Raw genomic sequence first — 26,809 nt, forward strand, 5'->3', positions numbered from 1 at the left:
GTATAGACGGTGCGGGGGCCGGGGGCAAGTCTAGCTTTTTAAGGCTCGATCTCACGGCCCACTGCCCCGCACCAGCACACCGCCGTTCTCATCGGTCAGGGCAAAAGCGTAGGCCTGCGCCGTCAGCGTCAGCCACTGCACCCGCTGGTCTATGCAGGAATCGGGCAGCATCAGGCGGGCGGGCGTGGGATAACTGTCGTCGATGCTGTCTCGGCGGTACGTTTCCAGCGTGCGCGAAAGATCGTTGGCACAGTTCTGGGCGGCGGCGCGGGCCATAAATCCATCCGGGGCAGTGGGCGCGGGAGTCTCGGCCTGAGCCTGCTGCAACCGGTTTACTTGCTGCTCCAGCGCCGAAATTCGGGCCGTCAACCGCGCATTGTCGCTGCGTGCTTGCCGATCCTGACAGCCTGCCAGCCCCAGCGACAGCACCAAAAACCCCAATGTCCGAACCCAGATCACAGGCGGCAGGCTAGCGCGGGGAGGGGGCGCAGGCATGAAGGAAATTCAATCTGTTGGAGTTCAGCAGACCTTACGGACTGTTGCCCGATCCATCCGGGTTGATGGTGGGCGTGACTGCGGGCGCAATCTCATCCAGCCGCAGCAACTCCCGCAGTTCAGCCAGAGCAGCGCGTTCCTTGTCATTCACCAGTTCGCCGCCGATGCCCAAGAATCCGCCCTCTTTGGCGGCCTCGGCGGTGCGATGGGCCACGACCATCAGCAGATTCTTGTAGGCCACCGAATCCTCGGGGCTGGCTTTGGCACTGACCAACCAGATGGCCTGACGCACGGCCTCCATCCCCATCTGACGGGCTTCCTCCATGGTGCGGGCACGCTCTTGAGGGGGCATGGTTCTGGGGTCGGTGGCCTTGCCGATCAGGTCAGCGGCCATCGCTTCCAGCAGCGGCGTGCGGCCCGGCCCGCTGACTTGTTCGCGGATGGCCTCACCGATAGCGCGGGCCTCAGCCACGATCCCCGTTACGCCGCTGGGACTGGCCGCCACGATCACGCCGCCCGCACGTCCGGGGGCCGTCATGATCTTGAACCATTCTTCGGGGGTAAAGCTGTCTTTGAGACTCATGTGGTCAGGGTAAAGGCCACGCTGTCAGTTCTGTGTGGGCGAGCATGACGGGAGTGTAAAGGAGCGTTTATTCAGGGGGCGTTGAGCTGGTTCGGTCAGCCTTCTGCCCGCCGAAATCAAACTTCACACTCTCGGCGTCTTCCGGCACCACGCGCTCATCGGGCGATAACCCATGCCCGCCGAAGACGCCACCCGCCGCCAGCCCCTCTCCCAAGGGATCGCCGTAACGCCTGTCTCGCTGCACGAGTGGTTTGATGAAGAACGCTGCCACGATCAGAAGAACGGGCAGCACGATGAACATGAGGACGGCGGTCATCATCAGACCGTTGAACCGCAGCCAGCAGAGCCTTCCACCCTGTTCTCATCTTCGTGCAGATGCTCCCGCGCCCACATGTCGATGGCCTGAATGACGCCCTGTAGTTCACGGCCAGCGGGCGTCAGGGAATACACGCTGCGGGCCAGTTTGCCGTGCGTATCTTCGGTGCGTTTGCCGATCAGTGCCAGTGTCTCTAGGTGCTCTAGGCGCTGGGTGAGGGTAGCGCTGTTGCAGCCGCCCACCGCGCGGGCCAGTTCGTTGAAGCCCTTCTCGCCGTCCAGCAATGCCCGGACGATATGCAGCACCCATTTTTCCTGCAACACACCGATAGCACGGTACACGGGGCAGAATCCAGCAGCGGGAGTGGCAGCAGTTGTGATGGCAGCGGTTGTGGTGGTGGCAGCCGCGCCACTGGGGGCAGCGACCTGCGGAGGCGCGGCAAGGGTCATGACAGTACTTTACACCTAAACGCCAGACACACTGCGGCGCAGATTACACCGCTTGACAATCTAAAGTACTTGCAATATCGTTGCCCTATGACTGCTACAGCCACCCGCGCCCTGACCGTAACCGAAGCCATCGAGACCCGCCGCAGCATCCGCAAGTTCGTGCAGGAACCCATTCCCGCCGCCGACTTGCACGAAGTCTTGCGCCTCGCCAGCCTCGCTCCCAGTGCTTGGAATGCCCAGACGTGGCGCTTTGCCGTGATTCAGAACCCAGAGGTGCAGGCCAAGTTGCAAGAAGCGGCTTACGGCCAAGGCCAGATCACCAACGCGCCCGCCGTGATCGTGGTGTACAGCGATATGGAAGACACCCTGAACACCGTGGAAGAAACCGCCCACCCCGGCATGGGCGACGCCGGACGCAACGGCCAGCGCAAGACCTTCGACGGCGTGTTCGGCGCTCAGGACGTGGCCCAGCGCGGCGCGTGGGGTCTGTCTCAGGCCAACATCGCCTTCGGCTTCATGATGGTCGCTGCACGCGGCCTCGGCTACGACACCGTGCCTATGCTCGGTTTCAATCCCCAGCAAGTCAAAGACCTCCTCGGGTTGCCCGCACACGTGCAGATCGCTGGCCTGCTGCCCATCGGTAAGCGTGCCGAAGAAGGCTTCCCCCACCACCGCCACAGCGTCGAGCGCATCACCAAGTTCTACTGAGTTCAACCCAAACCGCACCTTCTTCGTTGGCCGCCTCCTTTGTGGGGCGGCTTTTTTGGCTCTCAGCAGAGGCTGTGAAGGGGCAGCGTTCTACACTCCAGCTATGAGCCACGCCATCGTTGTTTCGCAGCACGGAAATCCTGATGTCCTGAGGTGGCAGCCCCGGCCTCTGCCTGTGCCAGCCGCCGGACAGGTGCGCGTGAAGGTGACCTGCACAGGGGTGAATTTTGCTGATGTCCAGGCAAGGCGCGGGGGCTATGACGCGGGGGGCGCTTTGCCCTTCGTGCCCGGACTAGACGCAGTCGGAGTCATAGACCAATTGGGTGGGGGCGTGACCGAGTTGCAGGTAGGGCAACGTGTGGCCTGCTTTCCGGCAGGCGGCAGCTACGCCACGCATGTCACGGCTCCCGCCCACATGATCTATCCGCTTGGGGACAGTGTGTCGGACGAAAGTGCCGCTGCCCTGACCATGCTCGTGACCGCTTGGAACACGCTGCACCAAGCTGCACGGCTGCAACCCGGAGAAACGGTGCTGATTCATGCCGCCGCCGGGGGTGTAGGCCATTTAGCGGTGCAATTGGCCCGCTTGGCGGGAGCCGCCCGCATAGTGGCTGTCGTGGGATCGGCGGCGCGGGCCGACTTCGTGCGTTCCTTGGGCGCCGATGAGGTCATCGAGCGGCAGCACGAAGACTTTGCGGCTGCGGTCAATACCCTCACAGGCGGCAGCGGGGCCGACGTGATTCTGGATTCCATCGGCGGCGACGTGACAGAGCGTGGACTGACCTGCTTGGCTCCGCTGGGACGATTGGTCATCTTCGGACACGCCAGTGGCAAACCCGCTCACATCACCACGCCCACACTGCACCGACAGGGGAAGGCCGTCATCGGGTACAGCACAGGCAACCTCCGGAAGCTGCGCCCGGAATGCCTGCGGCCCAGTGTGGAGGTAGTTTGGGCAGCCCTAGAGACGAACCAACTCAAGGTTCATATCGGAGCGGAATTTGCTTTGGCCGACGCTGCTTTAGCACACCAGTGGATCGAAAGTGGGCAAGGAAACGGCAAAGTCCTGCTGCGTCCCGACTAAAATTCCCAACTCAAAATGACAGAATCTCCCCATGCCCCTCATTCTCAATTACCTTTCCTTCGTGGTGGCCGACATGGAGCGCAGCCTCGACTTCTACCGCACGCTGGGACTGCCGATTCCTGCCGGGGCGCACCTGAATGCAGAGGGTGAACCGGAACGACATGTAGAGATTGACCAAAATGGCCTGCGAATCGCGTGGGAAACGGAGGCGCTGGTTCGACAGGTCTACCCCGGCTGGACGGCTCCGCCCAAGGGTCAGGCCCGCATAGGTACGGCGCTGGAGGCCAGCACTCCGGCAGAGGTAGACGCCGCGTGCCAGCGGTTGCAGGCGCAGGGTTACGAAGTAAAAGCCGCTCCCTACGACGCATTTTGGGGCCAGCGCTACGCCACCGTGACCGACCCGGACGGGAGTAGCGTGGATGTGTTTGCTTGGCTGGAACCGAGAGCCTGAATTCCTCCGACCTTTATTCGCGCTTGCGGAAGGCCAGCGCCCCCAAAAACAGCGCCGTATTGACCAGCACGATGGTCGCGCCGGGGGCCGTGTTGATGTAATAGCTGAGATACAGGCCCGCCACGCCGCCCAACGTGCCCAGCAACGCCGCCAACCCGATCATGGTGCGGAGGCTGCGGGCCAGCAACCGGGCCGAGGCGCTGGAAGTAATCAGCAAACTGACGCTGAGGGTGGTGCCCACGAGTTGCACGGTCAGCACCACCACCAACCCAATTAAAATCAGCAGCAGACTCTCTAGGCGGCGCACCGGAAGGCCGATGGCGCGGGCCTCGGTGGGGTCGAAGGAGGCCAGCAAGAGTTCCTTTTGCATGGCGGTCAGGATGGTGCCGACGACCAAAGTGACCGCCAACGCGCCCCACAAGTCGGCAGGCGTGACGCCCAGCGGATTGCCGATCAGGAAGTTGCTGAGATCGGTGGTAAACGTAGGCGCACGCGACAGCATGACCACGCCCAGCGCGAACATGCCCACGAACACGATCCCGATGGCGCTGTCTTGCTTTAGGCCGCTGCGTCTGCCCACCGCGCCGATGCCCAGAGCCGTGAAGACGGCAGCGATCAGCGCTCCCACCAACAGATTGCCGCCCGCCAAGAAGGCCCCCACGATGCCGGGAAATACAGCGTGGCTCATGGCGTCGCCAATGTAGCTGAGGCCGCGCAGCACGACCCACGCGCCCACCAGCGCACACAGCACACTGACCAGCACGACAGCCAGCAGCGCCCGCACGAAAAATCCGAATTGCAGGGGATCGGTCAGCCAGTCCATTGGGTTGCCTTGTGGGTGAGTGGGTGGGCGGTTGCGCGGCTGGGGGCTTGGTCTAAGGGTCTAGGGTCGGAGGGTCTAAGGAAAAAAGCACCGGGCATCTGGGGGGGATCTGTTCTTAGACCCTGAGACCTTTTGACCCTTAGACAAAAACCGTTGACGCCAACGCCATATCGGGCTGCCGGGGTTCTTAGCCCCTCAGACCCTTCGACCCTCAGACAATCTTTTCCCGCCCCCATCAAGCTTCCGCGTGCGTGTGGCCCAGATGACTGCTGCTGAAGGTGGCTTCGATGTTGCGCGGCGTGTAGACCTCGTCGGGCGTACCGTCGGCGATGATTCGGCGGTTCACCAACACCAGATGATCGCACCAGCGCCGCGCCTGCTCCAGATCGTGGGTGACCATGACCACCGCGCGGCCCCGGTTGGCCTGTTCGCGCAGCAGGCCCATCAGTTGCTCCTGCGTGGCGGCGTCCACTCCGGTCAGGGGTTCGTCCAGCAGCAGCAGGTGGCCGTCGCGGGCCAGCATCCGGGCCAGCAGCACGCGCTGACGCTGCCCCCCGCTGAGTGCGCCGATATGACGGCCCCGCAGTTCGTACACGCCTGTTTCCTTCAGGGCGGCCACCACCCGCGCCCGGTCTGCTTTGCTGGGCCAGCGCAGCCACCCCAACCGTCCGGTGCGGCCCATCATCGCCACGTCCCACACGGTCACGGGGAAGCCCCAGTCCAGCGTTTGCTGCTGCGGCACATAAGACACACAGCTCTGGGCGGTGTGGCCCGCATCGAAGCGCACGCTGCCGCTGGGGTCAGGCAGCAGGCCCACCATCGTTTTCAGCAACGTGCTTTTGCCCGCACCGTTGGGGCCGATGACGGCACTGAATTGGCCCGCCTCGAAGCGCACGGTGGCGTCTTCCAGCGCCGTATGGGAACCGTAGTGTACGGTCAGGTGGTCTACGCCAAGCATCCGGCCAGCATAGCGCGTACAGACTGATAATGCGAAGGCGGAATCAAGAGGGCCGATGGTCTACATCTCGGACAAAACAGCCTATCCTCCTGGGTAGAAGGACGAGGCTGTAGCTCAAAGGATTGCACTAATGTTCATACTAACTGGTATAGCTCGTGATACCGAATTTGAGCTGGTTGGTAAAAGTAACTATGAGGTTGACTCCTACTCTGTTTATGCCGAACCTCAGGAACTCGTTTATTGTTCCCAGCGGTACATCTTCTGTGGCACAAGTTTGATTTGTACCAACTCTTTAGGGGAATTTATTGAATTTGAATCTCAATTTCAAAAACGTGTAGATAGACCTGAGCCAAATTTGAGAGGAGTAGGTGTAACACACGGTATTCCTATCCTTGAATTTGACCATAGGAATCTATACTCGGCAATACAGAGGACAGAGTCTGGTTTTATAAACTGGTTTATTGCGAGCGATGACCAGCCAGACGAAATAGTCACTTCCGGTTTAGTTGATTTTATTTTTGTAAATAGGATCCTCCTAGCCATAAGATGCGACACAAGACATGCAGTATCATAGCTAGGCGAAGGATGGCAGAAGGGTATAATGCTCTGATTCTATATAACTTCCATTGATCAGAGATATTTCAACACCAGCTCAAATCCCTTCTACTTCAGCGCCTTCACCATCGTATCCACGTTGAAGCGCAGGGCTTTCAGGTAGCTGTCACCCACACTGCCCTTTGGCCCCAAGGCGTCGGTGTACAGCGGCGGGGCAATGACCGCGCCCGTTTCGCGGGCCAGCGTCTGAGCCAAGCGGGCATTCACGGTATTTTCGGTAAAAATAACGCGCACGCCGCTCTTTTTGACCGTTTGGGCCAAGCCTGCCAGTTCCCGCGCACTCGGCTCGCGCTCGGTGCTGAGGCCGGGAATAACGGCCCCCACGATCTTCAAGCCGTAGCGGGCGGCCAGATAGCCGAGGGCGTCGTGGTTGGTGACGATGGTTCGGCGGGCCGCCGGAATCTTGGCAAACTGCGCTTTGGCGTAGGCGTCGGCGGCGTTCAGCTGTTTCAGGTACGCGGCGGCGTTGTTGGTGTACACGGCTTTCCCGGCAGGATCGAGGGCAGTCAGAGCCACCTGCACATTCCGCACGTATCCGGCCACCAGTCCCGCGTCCCACCACGCATGGGGATCGAACGCGCCGTATTCTTCTCCGGCGTGCTCGGCTTCCCCGGCGTGTTCCTCGCCCTCATGCTCCTCCTCTGCACCCTCGCGCAGTTTCAGGCCTTTGGTCAGCGTGACGACCCGCACTCCCGGCGCAGAGGCCGTCAGCTTGGGCAGCCAGGGTTCCAGCCCCGCGCCGTTGACGAACAGGGCGCGGCTGCCCGCCAGCCCACGAATCACGGCAGTGGACGGCTGGAAGGTGTGGGTGTCGCCGCCCGCAGGCACGATCACATTCACGGCCACGCGGTTTCCGCCCACCACACGCACGAAATCAGCGAGGATGGTGGTGGTGGCACTCACCGGGAGTGGCGCGGCTTGAGCCGTACCCAGCGCCAACAGTCCGGCAGTCAGGAGGAACTTCATGCCAGTTCCACGCCCGGAAAGCCGCCCTTGGCGAGCGTGCGCATGGCGTGGGCGCTGAGCCACACGGTTTTTTCTACGCCGTGTTCACGGATGGCTTTCTTTTGCAGGTTGGCTTTCTGGGTGCGCTTGGTCACGCCCGTGACTTTACGGCCCACGCCGCCCGCTGCACGCGCTTTCCCCCGGCGCGTCACGGCGTTCACCACAAGGTTCTTTTTTCCAGTCAGGTAGCATTCACGGCTCATATTGATACATCCTTATCATATTCAGAGAGGAGGAAATGGAGAGGCGGGCCACTTTGTAAGGTGCAGGCTGATGAGGCCCAAGGTTGTCCGGATAAGGGTTGTCCGGGTCAGGCCTGCAACGCGCCGTCCAGCAGGGCGTCCAGCGCCGCGCCGTCCAAGTCGCGGCCAATAAACACGATTTCGCTGAAGGCCCCTTCGTCGCTCAGCCACTCTCCGGCCTGTTCCAGCGCCAGTTGGCGGCCCGTGTGGTTCCACAACGTCGCCACGCCGTCGCCCAGATTGATCCAACCCTTAGAGCGAATGACGTTGTGCGGCAGTCCGGTGGTCAGTGCGCGGTGAAAGGCGTCGGCGTTGAAGGGTTGCTGGCGGCGGTAGATATGCGTACCCAAACCGTAGCTCTCCGATTCCGGCGTGTGCTCCTTTTCCAGTTCTTCCATCCAAGAATCGAGTTGGCTGGCGGCGTCGAAGTCGAACAGATTCACGTTCAGCACGGCGTCGGCCTCTACCCTGCCCCGCACCGCTTCCAGCACACGGGCGCGGGGATTGGTAATGGCGACGAGTTCGCGCAGGCTTTGCACATCGTCCGCCGAGGCCAGATCCAGCTTGTTCAGCACGATCAGGTCGGCAAACTCGATCTGTTCGGCCAACAGTTCGCCGTAACCGCGTTCCTGCTCATCGCCCGGAATACTCTCGGAGAGGTTCCAGAGCGGGAAAAACTGCGCGGCGTCCACCACCGTGATCATCGCGTCCACGTGTACACGGCCCAGCAGGTTGGGAATCGGCGCTTGACCGGGTTCCGGCTCGATTTCCAGTTCTTCGGGCGTCAGGCAAAAGCTCTGGGCAATCGGCAATGGCTCACCGATTCCGGTGGATTCGATCAGAATATGATCGAGCTGGCGGGTCTCCAGCAGGTCATGAACAGCGTGCAGCAGGTCGCCGCGCAGGGTGCAGCAAATGCAGCCGTTGCTGAGTTCGATGGTCTTCTCGTCGGTCTTGACCACCAGACTCGCGTCTATGTTCACTGCGCCAAATTCATTGACGATCACGGCGATCTTGCGGCCTTCCGTTTGGGTCAGCAGATGATTGAGCAGCGTGGTTTTGCCCGCGCCGAGGAAGCCGCACAGCACAGTAATAGGCACCGAGGCGGTAGGGGGATGGCGCGGGTCAATGGGGGCAAGACTGGTCATAGCTGATAATGATAAGCTATTATCAAGTTTATGGCAAGGTTCCACACTCTCCCCCGCTGCCCACTCGCCGTGCAGTTCTGGCTGCTGGGCCTAGACGCCCGGCGCGGCGACCTGACCCGCTTGGGCTACCGCAAAACGCCGATGCCCACAGGCAGCAGCGCCTACACCCTCAATTTTATAGATCGCCACAGCCTGACGCTGCACAGCACGGGCCTGACCCTCTCGTTGCCGGAAGGCGAACTGAACTACGAGCGGCGCACCGGGCGGTTTACCCTAGACGGTCAACCGATCTTGCCTGCGCGGGGCCGCGAACTGGCCCGCCCCTTCCTGCACGATCACGAGGCCCGCATTCTGGGAACGCACGGCCCGCATTGGCGCGAATCTCAACTCGGAAGCCACGCCCTGCCCGCCCCGATCAGGCGCACGCTGCCGCACTGGCAGGCGTACATGCAGGGGCTGGAGGCGCAGATGTGGCAGGCAAGACAGGCTTAACAACTTCAGTGTATCTGCACAACTTCAGTTCATCTGCTCTGGGTCAGGCACCGGCGTCTGCTTCGTGTCCTCTAAAAACCAGAAGCCCATCCGGTTTCGCTGCTCCGTCACCCTCTCCATCTTCTTCTGAAGGGCGGCAGTAAGGAACGTATCGAGTTCTGCCCGCCGAGCGATCACCTTGGCCACAGCCCGCGTCTGTTCGTCATCCAGACTAGACCAATTGGGCCAGTGTTCAGTGTCCAGCACGCGAACATTCAACTTGTTGTCGTCATCGGCATAGATCGGGGATTCCGCTTCCAACTGCAACACCACGCGCCGTACCCCCGAATCGTTGGCACGTTGCCACAGGTGGTGCAGATAGGAAAAATTGCTGTCGCTGTGGAGGGCACCCACCGCGATTTCAGCAAGCACCGTGTTGGGACGCGTCACCGTATTAGAAGCAAGCACCGTGTCAGCGACGGCTACGCTGCTCTCGCTCGGTGGCGACTGCTCCGGCAAATAGGCCGTGCGGTATTTGCCGGAGCGCCTGCCCACCGGGGCTTCTTCCTGAACCAACAGGCCCGCTTGCAACAGGTTGGGAAGGGCGCGGCCCGCCGTGCTGCCCAGTGCGGCCTCCAAGCTGCGGACGCTGTGGTAGCCGGGATATTGATGGATATAGAGCCACACCAGCTTGCACGTCGCGGGCAAGGGGCGCAGGGCAGCGGGCAACGACTTGTCCATGTGTAAATTCTTACATTTTTTAGAGTTAAATATTTCACGCCGTGTAGGTCACTTGCCCAGACCGCAGACCGGCGCACCCTCAACGGCCAGTGCAGACGAGTGCCGATCCTCCCGCCCCAGCCCCCCCTTCTGAATCGGTTAAACTCGCGCACATGACGCAGCCCGCCCCAACTCCAGCCTCAGCTCCAGCAACACCCGAATGGTACAAGAGCGCCGTCTTTTATGAACTGTCTGTGCGAACCTTTGCAGACGGCAACGGCGACGGCAAGGGCGATTTTCCGGGCCTGACCGGGAAGCTGGACTATCTGAAAAGTCTGGGCGTGGACTGCTTGTGGCTGCTGCCCTTTTACCCCAGCCCGCTGCGCGACGACGGTTATGACGTGGCCGATTACGTGGGCATTCACCCCGATCTGGGCACTATGGACGACTTCAAGGTGTTTCTGCGTGAGGCCCATGCACGCGGCCTGAAAGTGGTGGGCGACCTCGTGACCAACCACACCAGTTCCGACCACGCTTGGTTTCAGGCGGCGCGGCGCGGCCCGGTGCTTCCCGACGGCACGCCCAACGAGTACCACGATTACTACGTCTGGAGCGACACTGGCACCGAATACAGCGGCGCACGCATCATTTTTACCGATACCGAAACCAGCAACTGGACGAAAGACGAGCAGTGTGGGCGCTACTACTGGCACCGCTTTTTCGGCAACCAGCCCGACCTGAACTACGACAACCCCAAAGTGCAGGAGGAGTTGCTGACCGCCGCCCGCTTCTGGCTGGACTTGGGACTGGACGGCTTCCGGGTCGACGCCGTGCCTTACCTGATTGAGCGCGAGGGCACCAACTGCGAGAACCTGCCCGAAACGCACGACATCCTGAAGGGCATGCGGCGCATGGTGGACACCGAATACCCCGGACGCCTGCTGCTGGCCGAGGCGAACCAGTGGCCCGAAGAAGTGGCCGAGTACTTCGGCACCGATGCCGACCCCGAATTTCACATGTGCTTCAACTTTCCGGTCATGCCGCGCCTGTACATGAGCCTGAAGAAAGAAGACACGACCTCCATCCGCGAGATCATGGGCCGCTTGCCCGCCATTCCCAAATTCGGGCAGTGGGCCACCTTCCTGCGCAACCATGACGAATTGACGCTGGAAATGGTCACCGACGACGAGCGGGCCTTTATGTACGCCGCCTACGCGCCCGACACGCGCATGAAAATCAACGTGGGCATTCGCCGCCGCCTAGCTCCCCTGCTGGACAATGACCGCCGCCGCATAGAGCTGTTGAATACCGTACTGCTGGCCCTGCCCGGTAGCCCAATCTTGTACTACGGCGACGAGATCGGCATGGGCGACGACCTGACGTTGGCAGACCGGAACGGGGTTCGCACGCCCATGCAGTGGAACGCGGGCATGAGCGGCGGCTTTTCTACGGCCACGCCTGACCAGTGCTTTTTCCCGCCTATTGCCGACCCGGTGTACGGCTATCAGCGCGTGAACGTGAACAGTCAGGAACGCGACCCCAGCAGCCTGCTGAAGTGGACGGCCCGCCAACTGGAACTGCGCCGCGCCCACCCCGCTTTTGCACACGGCGACCTGACCTTCGTGGACACGGCGAACCCGGCAGTGTTGGCCTTCATCCGCCAGCACGAGTCCGAAACCCTGCTGATCGTGAGCAACTTTGCAGGCAACGCGCAGGCCGCCACCCTCGATCTGACCGATTACGTGGGCCGGATGCCAGTCACGTTGGCAGGCGGCAGCCATTTCCCGCCTGTCACCGAGGCCGCTTACCCGATGACGCTGGGCAAATACGACTATTACTGGATGCGCCTGAACTGAGGAGAACCGTGAGTGGGAGGTAGATCGTGGATCGTGGTTTGTTTTTTGCCCACGATCCACACTCTTCGTTTCAACTGCTCTCTACACCCGAATCGTCACCCGCGCTCCGTCGTCTTCCAGATGCACCGTGTCTATGAAGCGCACCACACGCGTTGCGTAGCCCATGACCAGCGTGTGGGTGCGTGCCCCGCCGCCGAATCGCCGCACACCGTTCAGCAATTCGCCGTAGGTGATTCCGGTGGCGCTGAACACCATCTGGTTGCCGGGGGCGAGGTCGTTGGTCTTGTAGACGCGGCCTTCTTCCACGCCCATCGTCTTGAAGCGTTCGCGCATGGCGTCGTCTTCGGCAATAAATTTGCCCTGAATCTCGGCTCCCAGACACTTCAGGGCCGCCGCACTCAGGACACCTTCGGGTGCGCCGCCTGACCCCATCAGCGCGTGAACGCCCGTGCCGCGCACGCCTACCGCAAGGCTCGCCACCACATCGCCGTCCCCGATCAGCTTGACCCGTGCGCCCGCGCCGCGTACCCGCGCAATCAGGTCGGCGTGGCGTTCCCGATCCAGAATCGTAATCAGCAGGTCTTCTACATCGCGCTCCAGACTCTGGGCAATCACGCTGAGGTTGGCCTCTACCGGCCAGTCGATGTTGACTCGGCCCGCTGCTGGGGGCGGCACCACCAACTTGTCCATGTAGCAGTCGGGCGCGTGCATCAGGCCGCCGCGCTCGCTGAGGGCGATGACTGCCAGCCCGTTGGGCAGCCCCTTCGCCGTGACCACCGTGCCTTCCACCGGGTCTACGGCGATGTCCACCTCGTATTTGCCCTGCCCCACCTGTTCCCCGATGTACAGCATGGGGGCCTCGTCCATCTCGCCTTCCCCGATCACCACCGTACCGCGAATATCCAGACTGTTCAGCAGCCCGCGCATGGCCTCGGTGCCCGCCGCATCCACGGCGTTTTTGTCGCCCATGCCCACCCATCGGCTGGCCGCCAGCGCCGCTCCCTCGGTCACGCGGGCCGTTTCCAGCACCAGCGCATGTTCAAAATGAGCTTCTGCCGCCCCACCCTGACCTGATCCACGTTGCCCCGGCTTGTGTGTCGTCATACCTTGACCGTAACATGCCGAACCCAAAAAGCCGCGCTGGGAGCGGTTCCATTGGGTGTACGTGTGTGAGGGACGGATCAGATGATGTGCGGGGAACTGGGCCGCGTCAGCGCCAACTCAGCAAAATTATTCTGCATGAAAGCCCCCTCTGCGTAGTCAGGCGGCAGGGTCTTTAGACTGACCCCATGCGCTCCCGCCCGCCGCCCAGCGTTTATCCCCCGACTGCACCGCCTGTCCCCACCCGCCGCCCGCCTGTGGTGCAAGCTGGCGTAGTCACGGCGCTGTTGGTGGCCGGGCTGTGGCTGCAAGAAATCACCGATCAATTCGCGTTCGGCGGCGCACTGGACGTGTACGGCATTCAGCCGCGCAATCCAGATGCCCTGAGTCACATCTTCAGCGCCCCGTTTTTGCACGGCGGCTTCGATCATCTGCTGGCGAATACCGTGCCAGTGGCCGTCCTCGCCTTCATGTCGGCCCTGCGCGGGCTGTGGCGTTTTGCCCTTGCCACGCTGATTATCGTGGCGCTGGGCGGCGCTCTGGTCTGGCTGTTCGGACGCGGCGGCAGCGTACATCTGGGGGCCAGCGAACTAGTGTTCGGCTACCTCGCCTACTTGCTGGGCGCAGGCTGGTGGGAACGCTCGGCGTCGGCCATCATCGCCGCTGTCGTCGCTTTGCTGCTGTACGGTGGAGCGCTGTGGGGCGTGCTGCCGGGCAATCCAGAGATTTCGTGGGAGTCGCACCTGTTCGGATTCGTGGCGGGGGTGGTGGGAGCGGCGGTGCTGCACCGCAAGCGGAAGGTGGTCGGTAGATCGTAGAACGTGGGAAAAGCGGGGGGTTGCCTTTTTACCTCAAGGTAAACCCCCCGGTTGCTTCGCAACGGCCCCCTTCAAGGGGAGCAAAAAGACGGAAAGAGCGTGGGCGGAAATACCTTCCCCGCACTCCACGCTCCCGCCCCAGTACCTTAGACCCTAGACCTTTAGACCCTTAGACATCCCTTCCCGCCGCACAAACAGCAGCAACGTCGCCCCCGCCAGCAGCACCAGCAACAGCGACGCATGACCGCCACTCAGGAACACCAGCGGAATCACGGCGGCCAACACCAGCGGCACGAGGTAAGGCCGTCCCAGTGCAGTCACCGCCAGCGCGAGGCCAACCACCACACCTAGCAGTTGCGCCACGATTACGGGCAGATAGAAGGTCAGGACGCCGCCCAACACCAAGCCGAGGCTGAGGCCCAGCACCGCACCCGCCAACGGCAAAGGCAGCAGCTTCAGGCGGCGCGATATGGCCCAACCCGCGCACAGCAACGCGGAAAGTAGCACGGCCAATGGCCCCACGAGGCCCAGTTTGCCCAGCGTTTCGCGGATGCTGCCCTGCGTGAACACCACCGCCACATCCTGCGCGGTAATCACATCCTCCAGTTGCCAGCGCAAGACCTGTGCCATGCCCAGTGCCGTGCGCGTCTGGCTGGTGGGGAACAGGGTATAGCGCTGAAATTTGGCAGGCCGGTCTGCGTTGATGGTCAGGTCAAAATTCTTCACGCTTTCGCGGCGTTGGCCCAGCAGATAGCTCCAGCCTTTGGCCCCCTGATGGCGGTAGGTCACATTCACTTTCACGGCTTGGCCCGCCGCTACTTCGCCCGTCCAGACGCTTCCGCCCGCCAGATCGGAGGCGCGGTAAGCCTGCCCATTCACGGTCAGTTTGAAGCCGCTGAGGGTGCCGCTTCCGTCGGGCAGGGGGAAGGCGAAGCGCAGGGTGGCTGCCTCCGCTTGCGGGTTGGTGAAGGTGTAATCGGCGTTGAAAACCGCGTTGTAGTACGTGCTGCGCCCGCCCGCCGGGTCTACGAATTTCAGGTCGGCCAGCACTGTGCTGGTGTCCAGATTCACGGGTTCTTCGGTCTGCAACGTCACATCGCGGGTGTAGGTCAGGTTGCGGCCCCGGCGCGTAAAGCCTTCGCGGAAGTCCTGCACGGTCTGGCCGTCCGGGTTGCCAAAGTAGGGCAGCAATGTTTCCCAACCGCCGTTGACCTGAAGGCGGGCATAGACTTCGGCGGGCAGCGTGATAGAGCGCGTGTAAGTCGTGCTTTTCAGCAGGCTGGCGCGGGGAGCCTGCTGGGTGGTCTGGCCCCCGTCCGGGTCGGCGGCGTTGGCGTAGCGGGCCGATTGCTGCGCTCCCAAGCGGGCATCCACCGCACGGCGCGTGACGTTGAGGGCCAGCGCACCTGTGCCGATGGCCAAGGCCACCAATGCCCAACGCCCCAGCACGGGCAACCGCGCCCCCAGCCAACTCAGGCCCGCCCGAAAGCGTTCGCGGTCAAGCAGGCCCACCAACAGCAGGGCCACGAGCAAGCCAGCGGCAATGACCGCCAACGGCCTCGCCAATGCCAACACAGAGGAAAGAGCGTCCAGCAAGGCATTCAGGGCAGTCTGAACCATAGAGAAAACCTCCGGGCGAGCGGTGCAGCAGTAGGGATGAGTTGGGAAGTAGGAAGCTTACCTGAGGTCATACCTCAACATGTGTATGACACTCATCCTCCTTTGGGTGGAGGGCGGTGAAGTTGCAAGGCGAATACGATCTTTCCCTGCCCACACACCTCATCTGTCAAGATGACCCATGCCCCAGTCTTCCCGCCTTCCAACCCTGCCGGGAACCCTTAAACCGCTGCTGGAAATGCAGATGGGCACAGGCATTTTGGCAGTGCGGTATGCCGGGGAAGACGGTGGGTGCGAAGTCTTTGCCCTCGATACGGCGCGGGGGCCACATACCGTTCGGGTGTGCAGGCGCGGCATTCCCAACCTGTTTTTTGCCGAGGTGCAGGCCCTGGGGCAACAGCGGGAAAACGGCCAAGAAGACGTGCCAGACGTGATCGCCTTTGCCGACGCGCCTTACGCGGGTTTGGGCGCACCGGGACAAACAGGGCCAGCCTTCCTCTTGTTGAGAAGCAGGAATACATAGCAAATCAGTTGACTTTTTAAAGCATAAGGAGGATGATGACGTATGACTGCCTCCTTCCCCATCTTGCCGCCCCAAACCCACACCGGAGCCGTGACGCTGCGGGTGCGCGATTTGCCCGGCCTGACCGAGTTTTACGGCACCCTGCTGGGTCTCACACGCCTTGCCGAAGGCCACAACCGCATCACACTCGGCGCACACGGCACGCCCCTGCTGCATCTGGAAGGCGACGCCAGCCTGCCGCCCGCGCCCCTGTCTCGCCCCGGCTTGTACCACACGGCCTTTTTGCTGCCCAGCCGCGCCGATTTGGGGCGCTGGCTGCGGTACGCGGCGGGCCTGAACGCAGCTGGAATGGGTCTGCGCCTCGGCACAGGCGATCATCTGGTCAGCGAGGCCATTTACCTGAATGACCCTGAAGGCAACGGGATAGAGGTCTACCGTGACCGCAACCGCGATGCGTGGACGTGGGAAGACGGACAAGTGAAAATGGACACCAAAGCCGTAAACGTGGAAGACCTGCTGGCCGCCGCCGGAGACACGATGTTTGAGGGCGCACCCGCCGGAACCGCCGTTAGTCACGTGCATTTGAAAGTGGGGAACGCGGCACAGGCGGCCCAGTTTTATGCCCAAACCTTGGGGCTGGATGTGGTGGCCGACATGGGCAGCGCGGCCTTCCTGTCTTGGGGCGGCTACCATCACCACATTGGCCTGAACGAGTGGCACTCACGCGGGCAAAGTGCGGCCAGCACGCTAGAAACCGGACTGGGCGACGTGGAAATCCTGACGCCTGACCTGAGCGGCCTGCGAACCCACCTGAGCGGGCAGGAGGGCGTGCAAGACAGCGGCGACGCCCTGACTTTGCATGATCCTTGGGGCAACCGCCTGACCGTGCGCGAAGTGGCGCAGCAGTAAGCCAAACAGGGCATTCTCTTTCCCTCCGCACTCTCTAGACTGCCCCTATGGGCGGCCACCTCTTTCACTTTCCGCGTTTACCCCGTGCCGAGTACTTGCAGCGCGAAGGGCAAGTCCGGGCTGTGCTACACGAATTTTTGCCCGCCACGCCTGCTGGCCCGCAGTGGTTCATTCCGCATGTTCACGCCGACAAGCCCGATTTTGGGGATTTAGATGTGCTGGTCAGCCGTGACGCCCTGACGGCCCCCTTTCTGGCCGAGTTCCGCGCCCGCTTGGGCATCACGCAAACGCGGCGCGTCAAGGGCATCGAGTCGCATGATTTCGGTGGCTTTCAAGTAGATCTGATGGCGACACCGCCCGCCGAACTGCGAACAAGATTCGAGTTTATGAGCTGGGGCGATCTGGGCAACATTCTGGGCCGCATGATGCGCCCGCTGGGGCTGAAATGGGGCGAAAGCGGCCTGCTGTACGTGTACCGCCGCCCCGATGAGGCGCACTACCTCCGCACCTACACGGTGAGCCTGAGCATTGACGCTGTGATGCAGGCTGCCGGACTGGACGCCGCGCACTGGCACGCTGGATTTGAGACGGAGGCGGCCATGTTCGGCTGGGCGGCGGGGGCGTCCCGCTTCAGCGCCCGCCCGTACCTGTCGCCGGAAGGCGATTTTGGGCGGCGCATTCTGGAACGCCCCGGCCTGCAACGCTTTGCCGACTATCTGGAGGGGGCAGGCTGGGTGGCCCCCTTGGAACGCGAGCCGAATCAGCCGCCCGAAGTTCTGTTCGAGTTGTTTCCCCAATCGGGTTTGGCAGCCTTTTTGGGGGCCGAAGCTATTGCCGCCGGGCGTGACCGGGTGCGGCGCGGCAAGTTCAGTGGCCGCCTCGTCATGGCCCTGCGTCCTGAACTGAGCGGCAAACTCTTGGGCCTGTTCATGCAGGCATTCACGGCCCGCCCAGATTTTTGGGACTGGGTAGACGCCGCCACCACCGATGAAATCGCAGACCGCATTCGGGCGGCCCCGGCCCCGCTAAACTCGCCCGTATGAGCCTGTCTTCTTCTTCCCCATCTGCCCCCACCCCGCCGGAGCGCGTGCATGTAGGCGCAGTCACCGCCCTCCCCGACGGCAGCCAAACCGAGGTGCTGGTGGGCGGCGTGCCTGTCGTTGTGGTGAGCTACGAGGGCCAGTATTACGCCCTGCGGAACAACTGCACCCACAAAGATTTCCCGCTGCTGGGCGGCGACGTGAGCATGGGCCGCATCACCTGCGCCAAGCACGGCGCAAAGTTTGAGTTGGCAACGGGGAAGGCCAAAACCCTGCCTGCCGTGAAAGCCGTGCAGATTTTCAAAACGCTGGTGGAAGACGGAGAAGTGTACGTGCTGGCGCTGTAATACGAACTTAAAATGAGTCGAAGACGAATTCGAGCGAAGCGAGTAGAAGAAAATACGGGGTTGCGACGATGGACGGGCATCCGGTGGTTTCCCGGATGAACGGGAATCAAAGCAACCCCGTATAAAACCCGTCTCCAAAAGAAAGCCTGCGCCCTAGCATCGGGGGCGCAGGCTTTCCGCTGAATCAAGCCTATCTCCGGTCATCCCCCGACACTTCGCTCTGAAGTTCCTCGGTCATGCCCTGCGGCAAATCGCCGGGGCGCTGGCTGACGTGGGGTGGGCCTTGCTCGCTGGGGGGCGTGTAGCCGGGGTTGGGGTCGGCGGCAAGGCGCTGAGAATCGCCTGCCAGCAGCGCGGTGTTGTTCATGCCGAGGCCCGCTGAGGGAGCCACCGTATCCAGCAACTCGCCGCCCAAACCCGCCACCGATTGCGCTCCGGCGAATTCGGGGGCCTGCAACGTGTGTTCCATCTGCGCGGGGTCGCGGGTGGCAAGGTGATCGAACTGCGCCGTGATTTCGTGCGGGTCTTGCATGTGAACGGGTTCGTAGGTGCTGTGGTCGGCACTACTCACGCGGCTGTCGGCGGGCGTGGTGGTGTAAAACGGCTGGTGGTCGTCTTTGGGGTCAGGCATCTGAAATCCCGTGCGGTGGTCGGCGGGGCGGCCATCCTCATGCGCTACTGCCCTGTCAGCCCCCGCTTCCCGAACTACCGGGCGCTGCAGGTCGTCATGGTCGCTTTTGGGAGTGGTCATGCTTCCAGTGTGGCGCGGCGCGGCGGGCGCTGCATTCCGGGTTTCTTGGGCCTTGTCTTCTGAAGTGCTTAGAAAGGTGTTGACTGGAGGGCTGAGCAAGTCCGCCAATTCCGAGTGTCCTTCCTCCTGCGCGATGCTGGCGGCGCTGCGTCCATCAAGGGTTTGGGCGGCGGCATCGGCTCCAGCGGTCAGCAGGTCTTGTACCAATTCTGCGTTGCCGTGCTGGGCTGCCGCCATCAGGGGCGTGAATCCGTCTTGCTGCGCGGCGTTGGCGTCGGCCCCGTGTGCCAGAAGTAAACCTGCCAATCCCGCGTGGTTGCCCGCTACAGCGGAATGCAGAGGCTGAACATTCATGGCGTTGGTGCTGACCGCGTTCACGTTGGCCCCACGTGCTAAGAGTTCGGCGGCCACCGCCTCCCGGCCAAAAAAAGCCGCCAGCCCCAGCGGAGTAAATCCATCGGCACTGACGGCATTCACAAGGGCAGAATCGCTGTCCAGCAGCGCCTGCAAAGGCTTCAGTTCGCCTGTGGCCGCCGCCTCGAAGATGGTCAGGGGTGGGCCGCCCAATTCCGTGTGTAGCTCAACCAATGCACGCGCCACTTCCGTTTTCCGGTAATAGGTGGCAAACAGCAGCGGCGAAACCCCCATCGGACTGGCCGCCGACAACAGGCCCGGAGTCGCCTGCACCAGCGCCCGCACGGTGTCCACGTCGCCCGTCTGGATGGCGACGAACAGCGGAGTTGAATCAGTCATGGGGAGTAGGGTAACGCGGGATGGGCAGAGCAACCCCCCCGTTGCTGGCGCAACGCCCCCCCTTAGACTTGAAAAGCTCCGCAGGAGAGGTGGGGACAAAAGCTGTTGCGCTCCCCTTTAAGGGGGCTGGCTGCGAACGCAGACTGGGGGTTCGCCCGCGTTACCCTACCTCCATGACCCGCCCCCAGCCTTGGCCGCGCCAGAGCTTTCCCTACCTGCATCCCACGCCCACGCGCTGGGCCGACAACGACGTGTACGGGCACATCAACAACGTCACTTATTACGCCTACTTCGATACGGCGGTGAATGCGCTGCTGCTGGCGCGGGGCGTGCTGGACATCCATTCGGGGGCCACGATTGGGCTGGTGGTGGAAACGGGCTGCACTTATTTTGCCGCCGCCAGCTTCCCAGAAGTGCTGCATGTGGGCGTGCGTGTGGCCCAGTTGGGCAACAGCAGCGTGCGCTACGAACTGGCGGTCTTTCAAGCAGACAACGACACGGCCTGCGCTCAGGGCCATTTTGTGCATGTGTACGTAGACCGGGAGACGCGGCGGCCCGTGCCTCTGCCTGCCAACTTGCGGGCGGTGCTGGAAGGCTTGCACGGCACATCGCCCTGATCTAAACCCAACCCCCTGATCTAAACCCAAGCCAAAGATGACGGCAGGCCCGGTGCGCTAGCGTGACCCTATGCGTGTGTGGATCGGATGCGGCGGCTACAGCAACGACGATTGGGCGGCTCCCGGCCTGATCTATGACGGCGTGAAGAAGGACGCCTACCTCGACGCCTATGCCCGGCACTTCGACGCGGTGGAGCTGAACAGTCCCTTTTACGGCATTCCGGGCCTGAAGGCGTTCGAGGGCATGGCCCGCAAATCGGGCGGGCGCACGCGCTTTGCCGTGAAAGTGAACAAGGTCTTCACGCATGACCGCGCCCCCACCGACACCGATTTTGACCGAATGCTGCAAAGCCCCGCGCCGCTGGTGGAAGCTGGGCTGATGGGGCCGTATCTGGCCCAGTTTCCGTACTCCTTTCACCGCACTGCCGAGAACCGCAAGTACCTGCTGAATCTGGCTGAACGCTTTGCCGGACACGAATTGGCTGTAGAGTTGCGCCACGCCAGTTGGGACAAACCCGAAGTGCGGGCGGCGATGGGCGAATATGGCCTGATTTGGGTCAGCCCGGATTACCCGCCGGTGGGGGGGATGCCCGAACCGCAACTGCACGCCACCACCGACGTGGGGTATCTGCGCCTGCACGGACGCAACAGCGGCAATTGGTGGAACGGCGAGAGCGCCGCCGAACGCCACGACTACCTGTACAACCGCGCCGAAATGGACGAATGGGCCGAGAAAATAGCCGTAGTGACTGAGGACTTGTCGGAACTGTGGGTGTTTTTCGAAAATACGACGAAAGGCCATGCGCTGAAAAATATTCCGATGCTGCGCGACGCTCTGAACGCACGCGGCATAGAAGTGAAGACGCCTGACCCGGCGGAAGATGGGGCGTTGTTCTAAGACCCGTTCTGTGAGTGCCGCCCTATACTCGCCCCATGCTGCTCTTCCCCGCCCAGCCTTTTGCAGAGCGCGTGTCAGACGAGGCCTATGAGGATGAGCGAGCGGCGGCCCAAGGCTTGGGTTTGTCCACTGCGCTGCTGGACATAGAAGCCCTGTTGGAAGGCCACCTGAGCCGCGCCCTGCGTGGGGTGAAGGCGGCAGAAGCTTTGGCCCCCGCCCTTTACCGGGGCTGGATGCTGCGGCCAGAGGTGTACGCGGCGCTGTACGGAGCTTTGCTGGACAAGAATTGGCAGCTTGTCAACACACCCGCGCAATACCGCCACACGCACTATTTGCCTGAATCTTACCCACTGATCGCCGCCCACTCGCCGCTGACGCGCTGGCTTCCGGCCCAGTCGGGAGAAGAGATCGACCCTGCCGCCTTAGACGAGTTGCTGGCAACTTTTGGAGCGCGGGCCGTGATCGTCAAGGATTACGTCAAGTCGCGCAAGCACGAGTGGAACGACGCCTGTTTCATCCCAGACGCCTCGGAGACGGCGGCGGCGCTCAAGGTTATCCAGACGTTCGTGAGCAGACAAGGCAGCGAATTTCAGGGCGGCGTGGTGCTGCGAGCATTTGAATCCTTCATGCCACTCGCCCAGCATTCCAAGAGCGGGATGCCACTGACCCGCGAGTACCGCTTGTTTGTTGCCGACGGACAGATCATCAGCGCCGACGAGTATTGGGAAGAGGGCGACTACCCCGCCGGGGCCGTGCCACTCGAACTGTTTGAGGCTGTAGGGCGGCAAATTCAGAGCCGATTTTTTACGGTGGACATTGCCCAACACACGGACGGCCAGTGGCGCATCATGGAATTGGGGGATGGACAAGTGGCCGGATTGCCCGAACGGGCCGACAGGAACACATTTTACGCCGCGCTGGGGAAGCTGATTTAGGGCTTAGCCCCACTTCTCCGTCCTTCCCAAGTTTTCAGGCCCGATACGATCAGGAAGGCCACCACCAACAGCGTCCAAGCCAGCACTTTGGCAGCGCACAGAGTTCGGAGTCAGCACGCTTTTCCCACTGACGGCTGACCACTCACCACTGACAGAACGCTTTACTTCCCGTCGAACACCGCTGGGAACACCTGCCGCGCCCCCGCAATCGGCGTGCCCTGCACCCAGTACGGCAGCCCCGGCGTGGCATTGCGAATCAGGAAACTTCCCGGTTCGCTGACGGTCATCACCGCGTTCCAGCCCTTGCGGAGCGTGAGGTTGTAGCTGGTATTCAGGCCCGTGCAGCGCCCGCTGACGGTGGCCGCGCGGTCACTGTACATCCACTGGCTGCGGCGGGTGGGTTCGGTGGGATGATCGGCCTGACTGAGTAGCGCGGCGGTGTTGCGGCCCGCGTGATAGACCATCAGGCTTTCGGCGGTGTAGGTGCGCGGCTCGCTGGGCACGCTGCGGACGCCGGGGCAATAGGCGGCGGGCTGCACGGGCGGCTTAAAGGAATTGGGAATCTGGATCTGAAAACCGTCGCCCGCCAGTGTGCCGAGGCCCACGATGCGGCCCTGAGCCAGACTGGTCAGCAGGATTCGCACGTTGTCGGAGCCGAAAGCGCGGGCCAGAGCGGGGGCGTTGCTGACTTTGCCCTCTATGCCGATGGCCTGTGCAGGGCCGCAGATCAGGGGAACCAGACCTAAAGCCAAGAGAGAACGGAAGAGCTTCATGGGCCGATGCTGGGCGCGTTCGGTCAGGCCAACATCTCCGGGTCTGTGCTGTATTCGCGCTGGCAGGGGCAACATGCACCCGAGACATGAAGTTTTTCTCCTAGCTTTCCTCATGCAAAGGGTGGATGACCCGGCCCCCGCTGGGGGGTTAGGCTGCCGCTATGCACCTGCCCCCCGCCCGTGACCGTGACCCGGCTTCCCGGCGCACTCACCAAATCCCGCTAGAGTTGGCCTGATGAGGTTTTTCACGGGCGTTGGGGTGCTGTTGTTGGTGGGTGCGGCGGGGGCGGGCGGCCTGTGGTATGCGTGGGGCCGCGACCTGCCCAACGTGTCCGATCTGGACGTACTGGAATTCAGCGGCCAGACGCGGGTCTATGACCGCAACAATGCATTGATCGGCACCCTGACGCCCAGCCTGAGCAGTTCGGGCGGCGTGAACCGCGACCTGATCAAGCTGAACCAGATCAGTCCTTGGCTGCAAGACGCCGTGGTGACCAGCGAAGACCGACGCTTTTTCAAGCACAACGGCGTGGATTACATCGGCATTGCGCGGGGTCTGGTGAAGGGCGTGCTGCAAAACGACTTGGAGGGCGGCAGTTCCATTACGCAGCAGGTGGTGAAAAACACGCTGCTGGCCGAGCTGAACAGCGCCCGCACCGCCGAGCGCAAATTCAAGGAAGCGGTGCTGGCCTACCAACTGGAGCGCAGTTTCGACAAGAAGCAGATTCTGAACGCCTACCTGAACGTCATTTATTGGGGCGACGGGGGCCGCAGCGACATCGTGGGCGCGGAAACGGCGGCGCGGGCGTATTTCCGCAAGGGGGCCAGCGAACTGAATCTGGCCGAAAGCGTGTACTTGGCGACCATTATTCCGGCCCCCAACCGCCGTTACAAAAGCTTTCAGGCATTCCGGCCCCTGATGAAAGACCTGCTGTCGCGCATGGTGGAAGACGCCCGGATTACGCAGGCACAAGCCGACGCCGCGTGGCGCACGCCGATTTATCCGGCGGGCTGGCGCATCGGCTGGAACACAGACGGCAGCCTGAGAAGTGCCGTGCTGGAAAATCCGGGCCGCCTGCAATCCAACCTGAACGAGGCCGAGGCCGCACGCGGGGGCAACCGCTACCAATATCTGGCCTATTTGCAGGCCGTAGAAAAGGAATTGACGCCGATTATTGGCCGCAAAGCCCTGTACGGCGGCGGCAAGATTTTTACGGGCATGGATTTGCAGGCGCAGCAATCTGCCGAACGTGCCAGCCGCACTGCCGAGTTGCCCGACGGAGCCACGCTGGGCATCGCGCTGGTCAGCCCCAAAAACGGCGAGGTGCTGGCACTGGTGGGCCAAAAACTGACCGGAGAGCGCCCCAGCGACTGGAACAATGCCACGCAGGCGCGGCGGCAGGTGGGCAGTTCGGTGAAGCCGCTGCTCTATACGCTGGCCCTGCAACAAGGGTGGAAACAGAGCGACACCGTGCTGGACGCCCCCATTCGCGGCGAGTATCAGCCCAAAAACTACGATGGGCGCTGGACGGGCCGCTACGTGACCATGCGCTATTCGCTGGATCACAGCCTGAACCTGACCACCGTGCGCACGGCTCAGGCCGTCGGCATCAAGGAATTTGAGGCCAAACTGCGTGAACTGGGCCTGACGCCGCCGCCCAACGCAGGCCTGAGCCTGAGCATCGGCACGCTGGAAGCCAGCCCGCTGCAACTGGCCGCCGCCTATGCCACGTTTGCCAACGGCGGCTTGTATTACGCGCCCACACTGGTACGCCGCGTGCAGGACACCCGCGATAAGGTGCTGTATACCCGCCCTGCGCCTGTAGCCAAGCGTGTCTGGGACGCCCAAACCGCGTGGCTGGGCTTAGATATGCTGCGCGGCGTGGTCAACGATCTGGATACCTCGCAGGGCGGGCTGGCGGTACGTGCCCGCATTCCCGGCGTGCAGGTGGGCGGCAAAACCGGAACCACCAACGAAATTAAAGACTTGTGGTTTGCAGGCGTGACCCCCACGGTGGCCGGGGCCGTGTGGGTGGGCAAGCAGGAAGGCGGGCCGCTGCCGTCGTGGGCCTACAGCGGAGAGATTCCCACCCCGATCTGGCAGGCGGCGGTGTCGGGAGCGGTGGCGGGCAAACCCAGCACCCCTTTTGCCGAACCGGGCGGCATCACCTACCGCGTGGTGCGTCAGGTGAATATGGCCTTCCTAGACAGCAACGCCGACGCTGAACCGGTGGCCCGCGACGGCGAAAGCACCAGCAGCAGGGGCGGCTTTTTCTCGCGCCGGACTCCTGCCCCACAGCCCGAACCCCAGCCGGTGCAGCAGCCCACCCCCACGCCCGCCGTCATTCCAGAGCCGGAAGTCGTACCGGAACCCGTGCCAGAGGGTGGGCAGGAAGCAGAGCCGGAAGTCGTGCCAGAAGAAACGCTGCCAGTCGAAACCGTGCCTGTGGAACCTGTCCCCGAAGAAGCCTTGCCTGAACCTGTGACCGTGCCTGTACCCAGTGAAGTCGTCACGCCGCAGCCTGTCCCCGGCGAACCCACCCAACCCGAACCGCTGCCCACTGAGCCAGAGCCGACGCCCGAACCCGTCCAGCCCGATGCTGTCGGAACCGTGACCGAAACGCCGATAGAGCCCGAGCCGCTGCCCACCGAAAACCCCGAACCCCTGCCCGACGACTCGTTCAATGACTTCCCTGCCGATGAGGGCGTGTTCAATGAATTGCCCCCGGCTGGAGAGTAAGGGCGCTGGCGTTCAAGGCGTCTCTTAGCACCACCCACTCCTATTCCACCGGAATCAGCGTGACCAGCCCTGTTTCGGCGGGGCCGTCTATGGTCAGCACTTCCAGACGGCAGGGCAGGTCTTCGCGGCCATGTTCGCGCAGCAGGTAGGTCTGGGCGGCGCGGGACATCAGGGCCAGCTTCTGCGGCGTGATGCTGGCGGCGGCCCCGCCGTAGCGAAGGCTGGAGCGGTGGCGCACCTCGGTAAACACCAGCACCGGGCCGTCCAGCGTGACCAGATCTATTTCGCCGCCCCGGATGCGGTAATTCTGGGCCACTACCGTTCGCCCCAGCCCTTGCAAATACCGCGCGGCACGGGCTTCGGCGTCGGCTCCTTTCACGTGGGGATAACGCTAGTCAAGCCAGAGTCCAAAGTTCCTAAAGTCTGGAACCGTGAGCGCCGCCCCGGCCCGCACCAACGCTTCGGCAGGGGCTGTGGTGGTCAGGGCAACGACGGTGCAGCCCGCGCCCGCCGCGCTCAGCACCCCGTTCACGGCGTCTTCGTGGGCCACGCAGTCGGCTGCCTCTAGGCCCAACCGCGCCGCGCCCAGCAGGAACGGTTCGGGGTGCGGCTTGCCCCGCGTCACGTCCTCGCCCAGCACACGCGGGCCAAAGCGGTGGCCGAAGCCCAGCGCCTCCATGCCAAACGCCACGTTCACAGCGTCGGCACTGGTCACGAGAGCAAAGGGAATGCCGCGCCCCTCCAGCGCGTCTAGGTAAGCGCTCAGGCCCGCCACTTCGGTCAGTGCGCCTGCGGCCAGTTGGCGGTAACGGCCCTCTTTGGCGTCATGAAAGCGCAGCGCCAGAGCGTCGTCAGGGTAGCTTCCGGTCAGCCGCTCGATAATTTCGGGATTGCGGCCCCCGTCTACTTTGGTGTCCAAGTCGTGTTCGGACAGGGTCAGGCCCAGCACCTCCAGCGCCACTTCCTGCCACGCCTGCCGGTGAAACAGATTATTGGCGGTCAGCACGCCGTCCATATCGAACAGCACGCCCGCCGGACGGGTAGGCAGGGTCAGGTTCATATG

30 protein-coding genes are annotated in these 26,809 nt (G+C 62.7%); 14 read left to right on the forward strand and 16 right to left on the reverse strand.

Annotated elements, in window-relative coordinates; translation table 11 throughout:
• Positions 1–51: 51 nt before the first annotated feature.
• The 4 genes from SU48_RS11860 to SU48_RS11875 form a co-directional block, all read right to left on the reverse strand.
• Positions 52–495, reverse strand: a complete 444-nt coding sequence (locus tag SU48_RS11860) for a hypothetical protein (protein WP_231881621.1) — start codon at positions 493–495, stop codon at positions 52–54.
• A gap of 34 nt (positions 496–529) precedes the next feature.
• Positions 530–1,078, reverse strand: coding sequence for a hypothetical protein (locus SU48_RS11865; RefSeq protein ID WP_064015422.1), 549 nt, complete (start codon positions 1,076–1,078; stop codon positions 530–532).
• 67 nt (positions 1,079–1,145) lie between these two features.
• On the reverse strand, positions 1,146–1,394 hold the full coding sequence (locus SU48_RS11870; protein ID WP_064016034.1) for a hypothetical protein: 249 nt from the start codon (positions 1,392–1,394) through the stop codon (positions 1,146–1,148).
• 2 nt (positions 1,395–1,396) lie between these two features.
• On the reverse strand, positions 1,397–1,843 hold the full coding sequence (locus SU48_RS11875) for a winged helix-turn-helix transcriptional regulator (protein ID WP_082869760.1): 447 nt from the start codon (positions 1,841–1,843) through the stop codon (positions 1,397–1,399).
• An 87-nt stretch (positions 1,844–1,930) separates the two neighbouring features.
• Here SU48_RS11875 and SU48_RS11880 point away from each other — a divergent pair, with 87 nt between their 5' ends.
• From SU48_RS11880 to SU48_RS11890, 3 genes are all read left to right on the forward strand, one after another.
• Positions 1,931–2,551, forward strand: coding sequence for a nitroreductase family protein (locus SU48_RS11880; protein WP_064015423.1), 621 nt, complete (start codon positions 1,931–1,933; stop codon positions 2,549–2,551).
• Between the two features lie 103 nt (positions 2,552–2,654).
• Complete coding sequence (locus SU48_RS11885) at positions 2,655–3,635, forward strand: quinone oxidoreductase family protein (protein ID WP_064015424.1); 981 nt, start codon at positions 2,655–2,657, stop codon at positions 3,633–3,635.
• Positions 3,636–3,666: 31 nt separating this feature from the next.
• Complete coding sequence (locus SU48_RS11890; protein WP_064015425.1) at positions 3,667–4,086, forward strand: VOC family protein; 420 nt, start codon at positions 3,667–3,669, stop codon at positions 4,084–4,086.
• Between the two features lie 13 nt (positions 4,087–4,099).
• On the opposite strand, the gene SU48_RS11895 is transcribed toward SU48_RS11890, so the two are convergent.
• The 5 genes from SU48_RS11895 to SU48_RS11915 all read right to left on the reverse strand — a co-directional run bounded on the left by SU48_RS11895 (position 4,100) and on the right by SU48_RS11915 (position 8,877).
• Entirely contained in the window at positions 4,100–4,909 is an 810-nt protein-coding gene (locus SU48_RS11895) for a metal ABC transporter permease (RefSeq protein WP_064015426.1), read from the reverse strand.
• A 235-nt stretch (positions 4,910–5,144) separates the two neighbouring features.
• A complete protein-coding gene (locus SU48_RS11900) occupies positions 5,145–5,867 on the reverse strand; it encodes a metal ABC transporter ATP-binding protein (protein WP_064015427.1) in 723 nt (240 codons plus the stop codon).
• 663 nt (positions 5,868–6,530) lie between these two features.
• Complete coding sequence (locus SU48_RS11905) at positions 6,531–7,448, reverse strand: metal ABC transporter solute-binding protein, Zn/Mn family (protein WP_064015428.1); 918 nt, start codon at positions 7,446–7,448, stop codon at positions 6,531–6,533.
• Complete coding sequence (gene rpmB, locus SU48_RS11910) at positions 7,445–7,690, reverse strand: 50S ribosomal protein L28 (RefSeq protein WP_064015429.1); 246 nt, start codon at positions 7,688–7,690, stop codon at positions 7,445–7,447. The genes SU48_RS11905 and rpmB overlap by 4 nt, the downstream gene beginning before the upstream one ends.
• Positions 7,691–7,797: 107 nt before the next feature.
• Complete coding sequence (locus tag SU48_RS11915; RefSeq protein ID WP_064015430.1) at positions 7,798–8,877, reverse strand: CobW family GTP-binding protein; 1,080 nt, start codon at positions 8,875–8,877, stop codon at positions 7,798–7,800.
• Between the two features lie 30 nt (positions 8,878–8,907).
• Here SU48_RS11915 and SU48_RS11920 point away from each other — a divergent pair, with 30 nt between their 5' ends.
• Positions 8,908–9,369, forward strand: coding sequence for a hypothetical protein (locus tag SU48_RS11920; protein ID WP_157451157.1), 462 nt, complete (start codon positions 8,908–8,910; stop codon positions 9,367–9,369).
• 24 nt (positions 9,370–9,393) lie between these two features.
• Here SU48_RS11920 and SU48_RS11925 read toward each other — a convergent pair whose 3' ends face one another.
• Positions 9,394–10,089, reverse strand: coding sequence for a MarR family transcriptional regulator (locus tag SU48_RS11925; protein WP_064015432.1), 696 nt, complete (start codon positions 10,087–10,089; stop codon positions 9,394–9,396).
• A gap of 152 nt (positions 10,090–10,241) precedes the next feature.
• Here SU48_RS11925 and treS point away from each other — a divergent pair, with 152 nt between their 5' ends.
• Positions 10,242–11,924 (forward strand): maltose alpha-D-glucosyltransferase, encoded by a 1,683-nt coding sequence (treS, locus tag SU48_RS11930; RefSeq protein WP_064015433.1) that lies wholly within the window; start codon positions 10,242–10,244, stop codon positions 11,922–11,924.
• Between the two features lie 81 nt (positions 11,925–12,005).
• On the opposite strand, the gene glpX is transcribed toward treS, so the two are convergent.
• A complete protein-coding gene (gene glpX / locus SU48_RS11935) occupies positions 12,006–13,028 on the reverse strand; it encodes a class II fructose-bisphosphatase (protein WP_064015434.1) in 1,023 nt (340 codons plus the stop codon).
• A 185-nt stretch (positions 13,029–13,213) separates the two neighbouring features.
• Between glpX and SU48_RS11940 the strand changes: the two genes are divergently transcribed.
• Positions 13,214–13,843: a rhomboid family intramembrane serine protease gene (locus SU48_RS11940; RefSeq protein WP_064015435.1), complete on the forward strand. Its 630-nt coding sequence runs from the start codon at positions 13,214–13,216 to the stop codon at positions 13,841–13,843.
• A gap of 153 nt (positions 13,844–13,996) precedes the next feature.
• Here the strand turns inward: SU48_RS11940 and SU48_RS11945 are convergent, their stop codons facing one another.
• Positions 13,997–15,463 (reverse strand): hypothetical protein, encoded by a 1,467-nt coding sequence (locus SU48_RS11945; RefSeq protein WP_064015436.1) that lies wholly within the window; start codon positions 15,461–15,463, stop codon positions 13,997–13,999.
• A gap of 178 nt (positions 15,464–15,641) precedes the next feature.
• Here SU48_RS11945 and SU48_RS11950 point away from each other — a divergent pair, with 178 nt between their 5' ends.
• From SU48_RS11950 to SU48_RS11965, 4 genes are read left to right on the forward strand one after another with little or no spacing between them, the layout of a single operon-like run.
• Positions 15,642–15,983 (forward strand): hypothetical protein, encoded by a 342-nt coding sequence (locus SU48_RS11950; RefSeq protein ID WP_064015437.1) that lies wholly within the window; start codon positions 15,642–15,644, stop codon positions 15,981–15,983.
• 42 nt (positions 15,984–16,025) lie between these two features.
• Positions 16,026–16,892: a VOC family protein gene (locus tag SU48_RS11955; RefSeq protein ID WP_064015438.1), complete on the forward strand. Its 867-nt coding sequence runs from the start codon at positions 16,026–16,028 to the stop codon at positions 16,890–16,892.
• Between the two features lie 47 nt (positions 16,893–16,939).
• Positions 16,940–17,935, forward strand: coding sequence for a hypothetical protein (locus tag SU48_RS11960; protein ID WP_064015439.1), 996 nt, complete (start codon positions 16,940–16,942; stop codon positions 17,933–17,935).
• Entirely contained in the window at positions 17,932–18,279 is a 348-nt protein-coding gene (locus tag SU48_RS11965) for a Rieske 2Fe-2S domain-containing protein (RefSeq protein ID WP_064015440.1), read from the forward strand. The genes SU48_RS11960 and SU48_RS11965 overlap by 4 nt, the downstream gene beginning before the upstream one ends.
• 190 nt (positions 18,280–18,469) lie before the next feature.
• Here SU48_RS11965 and SU48_RS14405 read toward each other — a convergent pair whose 3' ends face one another.
• Entirely contained in the window at positions 18,470–19,783 is a 1,314-nt protein-coding gene (locus tag SU48_RS14405) for an ankyrin repeat domain-containing protein (protein WP_231881622.1), read from the reverse strand.
• A gap of 173 nt (positions 19,784–19,956) precedes the next feature.
• On the opposite strand from SU48_RS14405, the gene SU48_RS11975 reads away from it, so the two are divergent.
• From SU48_RS11975 to SU48_RS11985, 3 genes are all read left to right on the forward strand, one after another.
• Positions 19,957–20,400, forward strand: a complete 444-nt coding sequence (locus SU48_RS11975; RefSeq protein ID WP_064015441.1) for an acyl-CoA thioesterase — start codon at positions 19,957–19,959, stop codon at positions 20,398–20,400.
• 70 nt (positions 20,401–20,470) lie between these two features.
• Entirely contained in the window at positions 20,471–21,298 is an 828-nt protein-coding gene (locus SU48_RS11980; protein WP_064015442.1) for a DUF72 domain-containing protein, read from the forward strand.
• Positions 21,299–21,333: 35 nt separating this feature from the next.
• Positions 21,334–22,233, forward strand: a complete 900-nt coding sequence (locus SU48_RS11985) for an ATP-grasp domain-containing protein (protein WP_064015443.1) — start codon at positions 21,334–21,336, stop codon at positions 22,231–22,233.
• Between the two features lie 161 nt (positions 22,234–22,394).
• On the opposite strand, the gene SU48_RS11990 is transcribed toward SU48_RS11985, so the two are convergent.
• Entirely contained in the window at positions 22,395–23,006 is a 612-nt protein-coding gene (locus tag SU48_RS11990) for a hypothetical protein (RefSeq protein ID WP_064015444.1), read from the reverse strand.
• 235 nt (positions 23,007–23,241) lie between these two features.
• Between SU48_RS11990 and SU48_RS11995 the strand changes: the two genes are divergently transcribed.
• The gene (locus tag SU48_RS11995; RefSeq protein WP_064015445.1) at positions 23,242–25,746 is read left to right on the forward strand and encodes a transglycosylase domain-containing protein; all 2,505 of its coding nucleotides are present in this window, start codon (positions 23,242–23,244) and stop codon (positions 25,744–25,746) included.
• Positions 25,747–25,786: 40 nt separating this feature from the next.
• Here SU48_RS11995 and SU48_RS12000 read toward each other — a convergent pair whose 3' ends face one another.
• The gene (locus SU48_RS12000; RefSeq protein ID WP_064015446.1) at positions 25,787–26,125 is read right to left on the reverse strand and encodes a YraN family protein; all 339 of its coding nucleotides are present in this window, start codon (positions 26,123–26,125) and stop codon (positions 25,787–25,789) included.
• 12 nt (positions 26,126–26,137) lie between these two features.
• Positions 26,138–26,806 carry an HAD family hydrolase gene (locus tag SU48_RS12005; protein ID WP_064015447.1) on the reverse strand — a complete coding sequence of 223 codons (669 nt, stop codon included), beginning with the start codon at positions 26,804–26,806 and terminating at the stop codon, positions 26,138–26,140.
• Positions 26,807–26,809 lie beyond the last annotated feature (3 nt).

Source organism: Deinococcus puniceus, assembly GCF_001644565.1.
Classification (GTDB): domain Bacteria; phylum Deinococcota; class Deinococci; order Deinococcales; family Deinococcaceae; genus Deinococcus; species Deinococcus puniceus.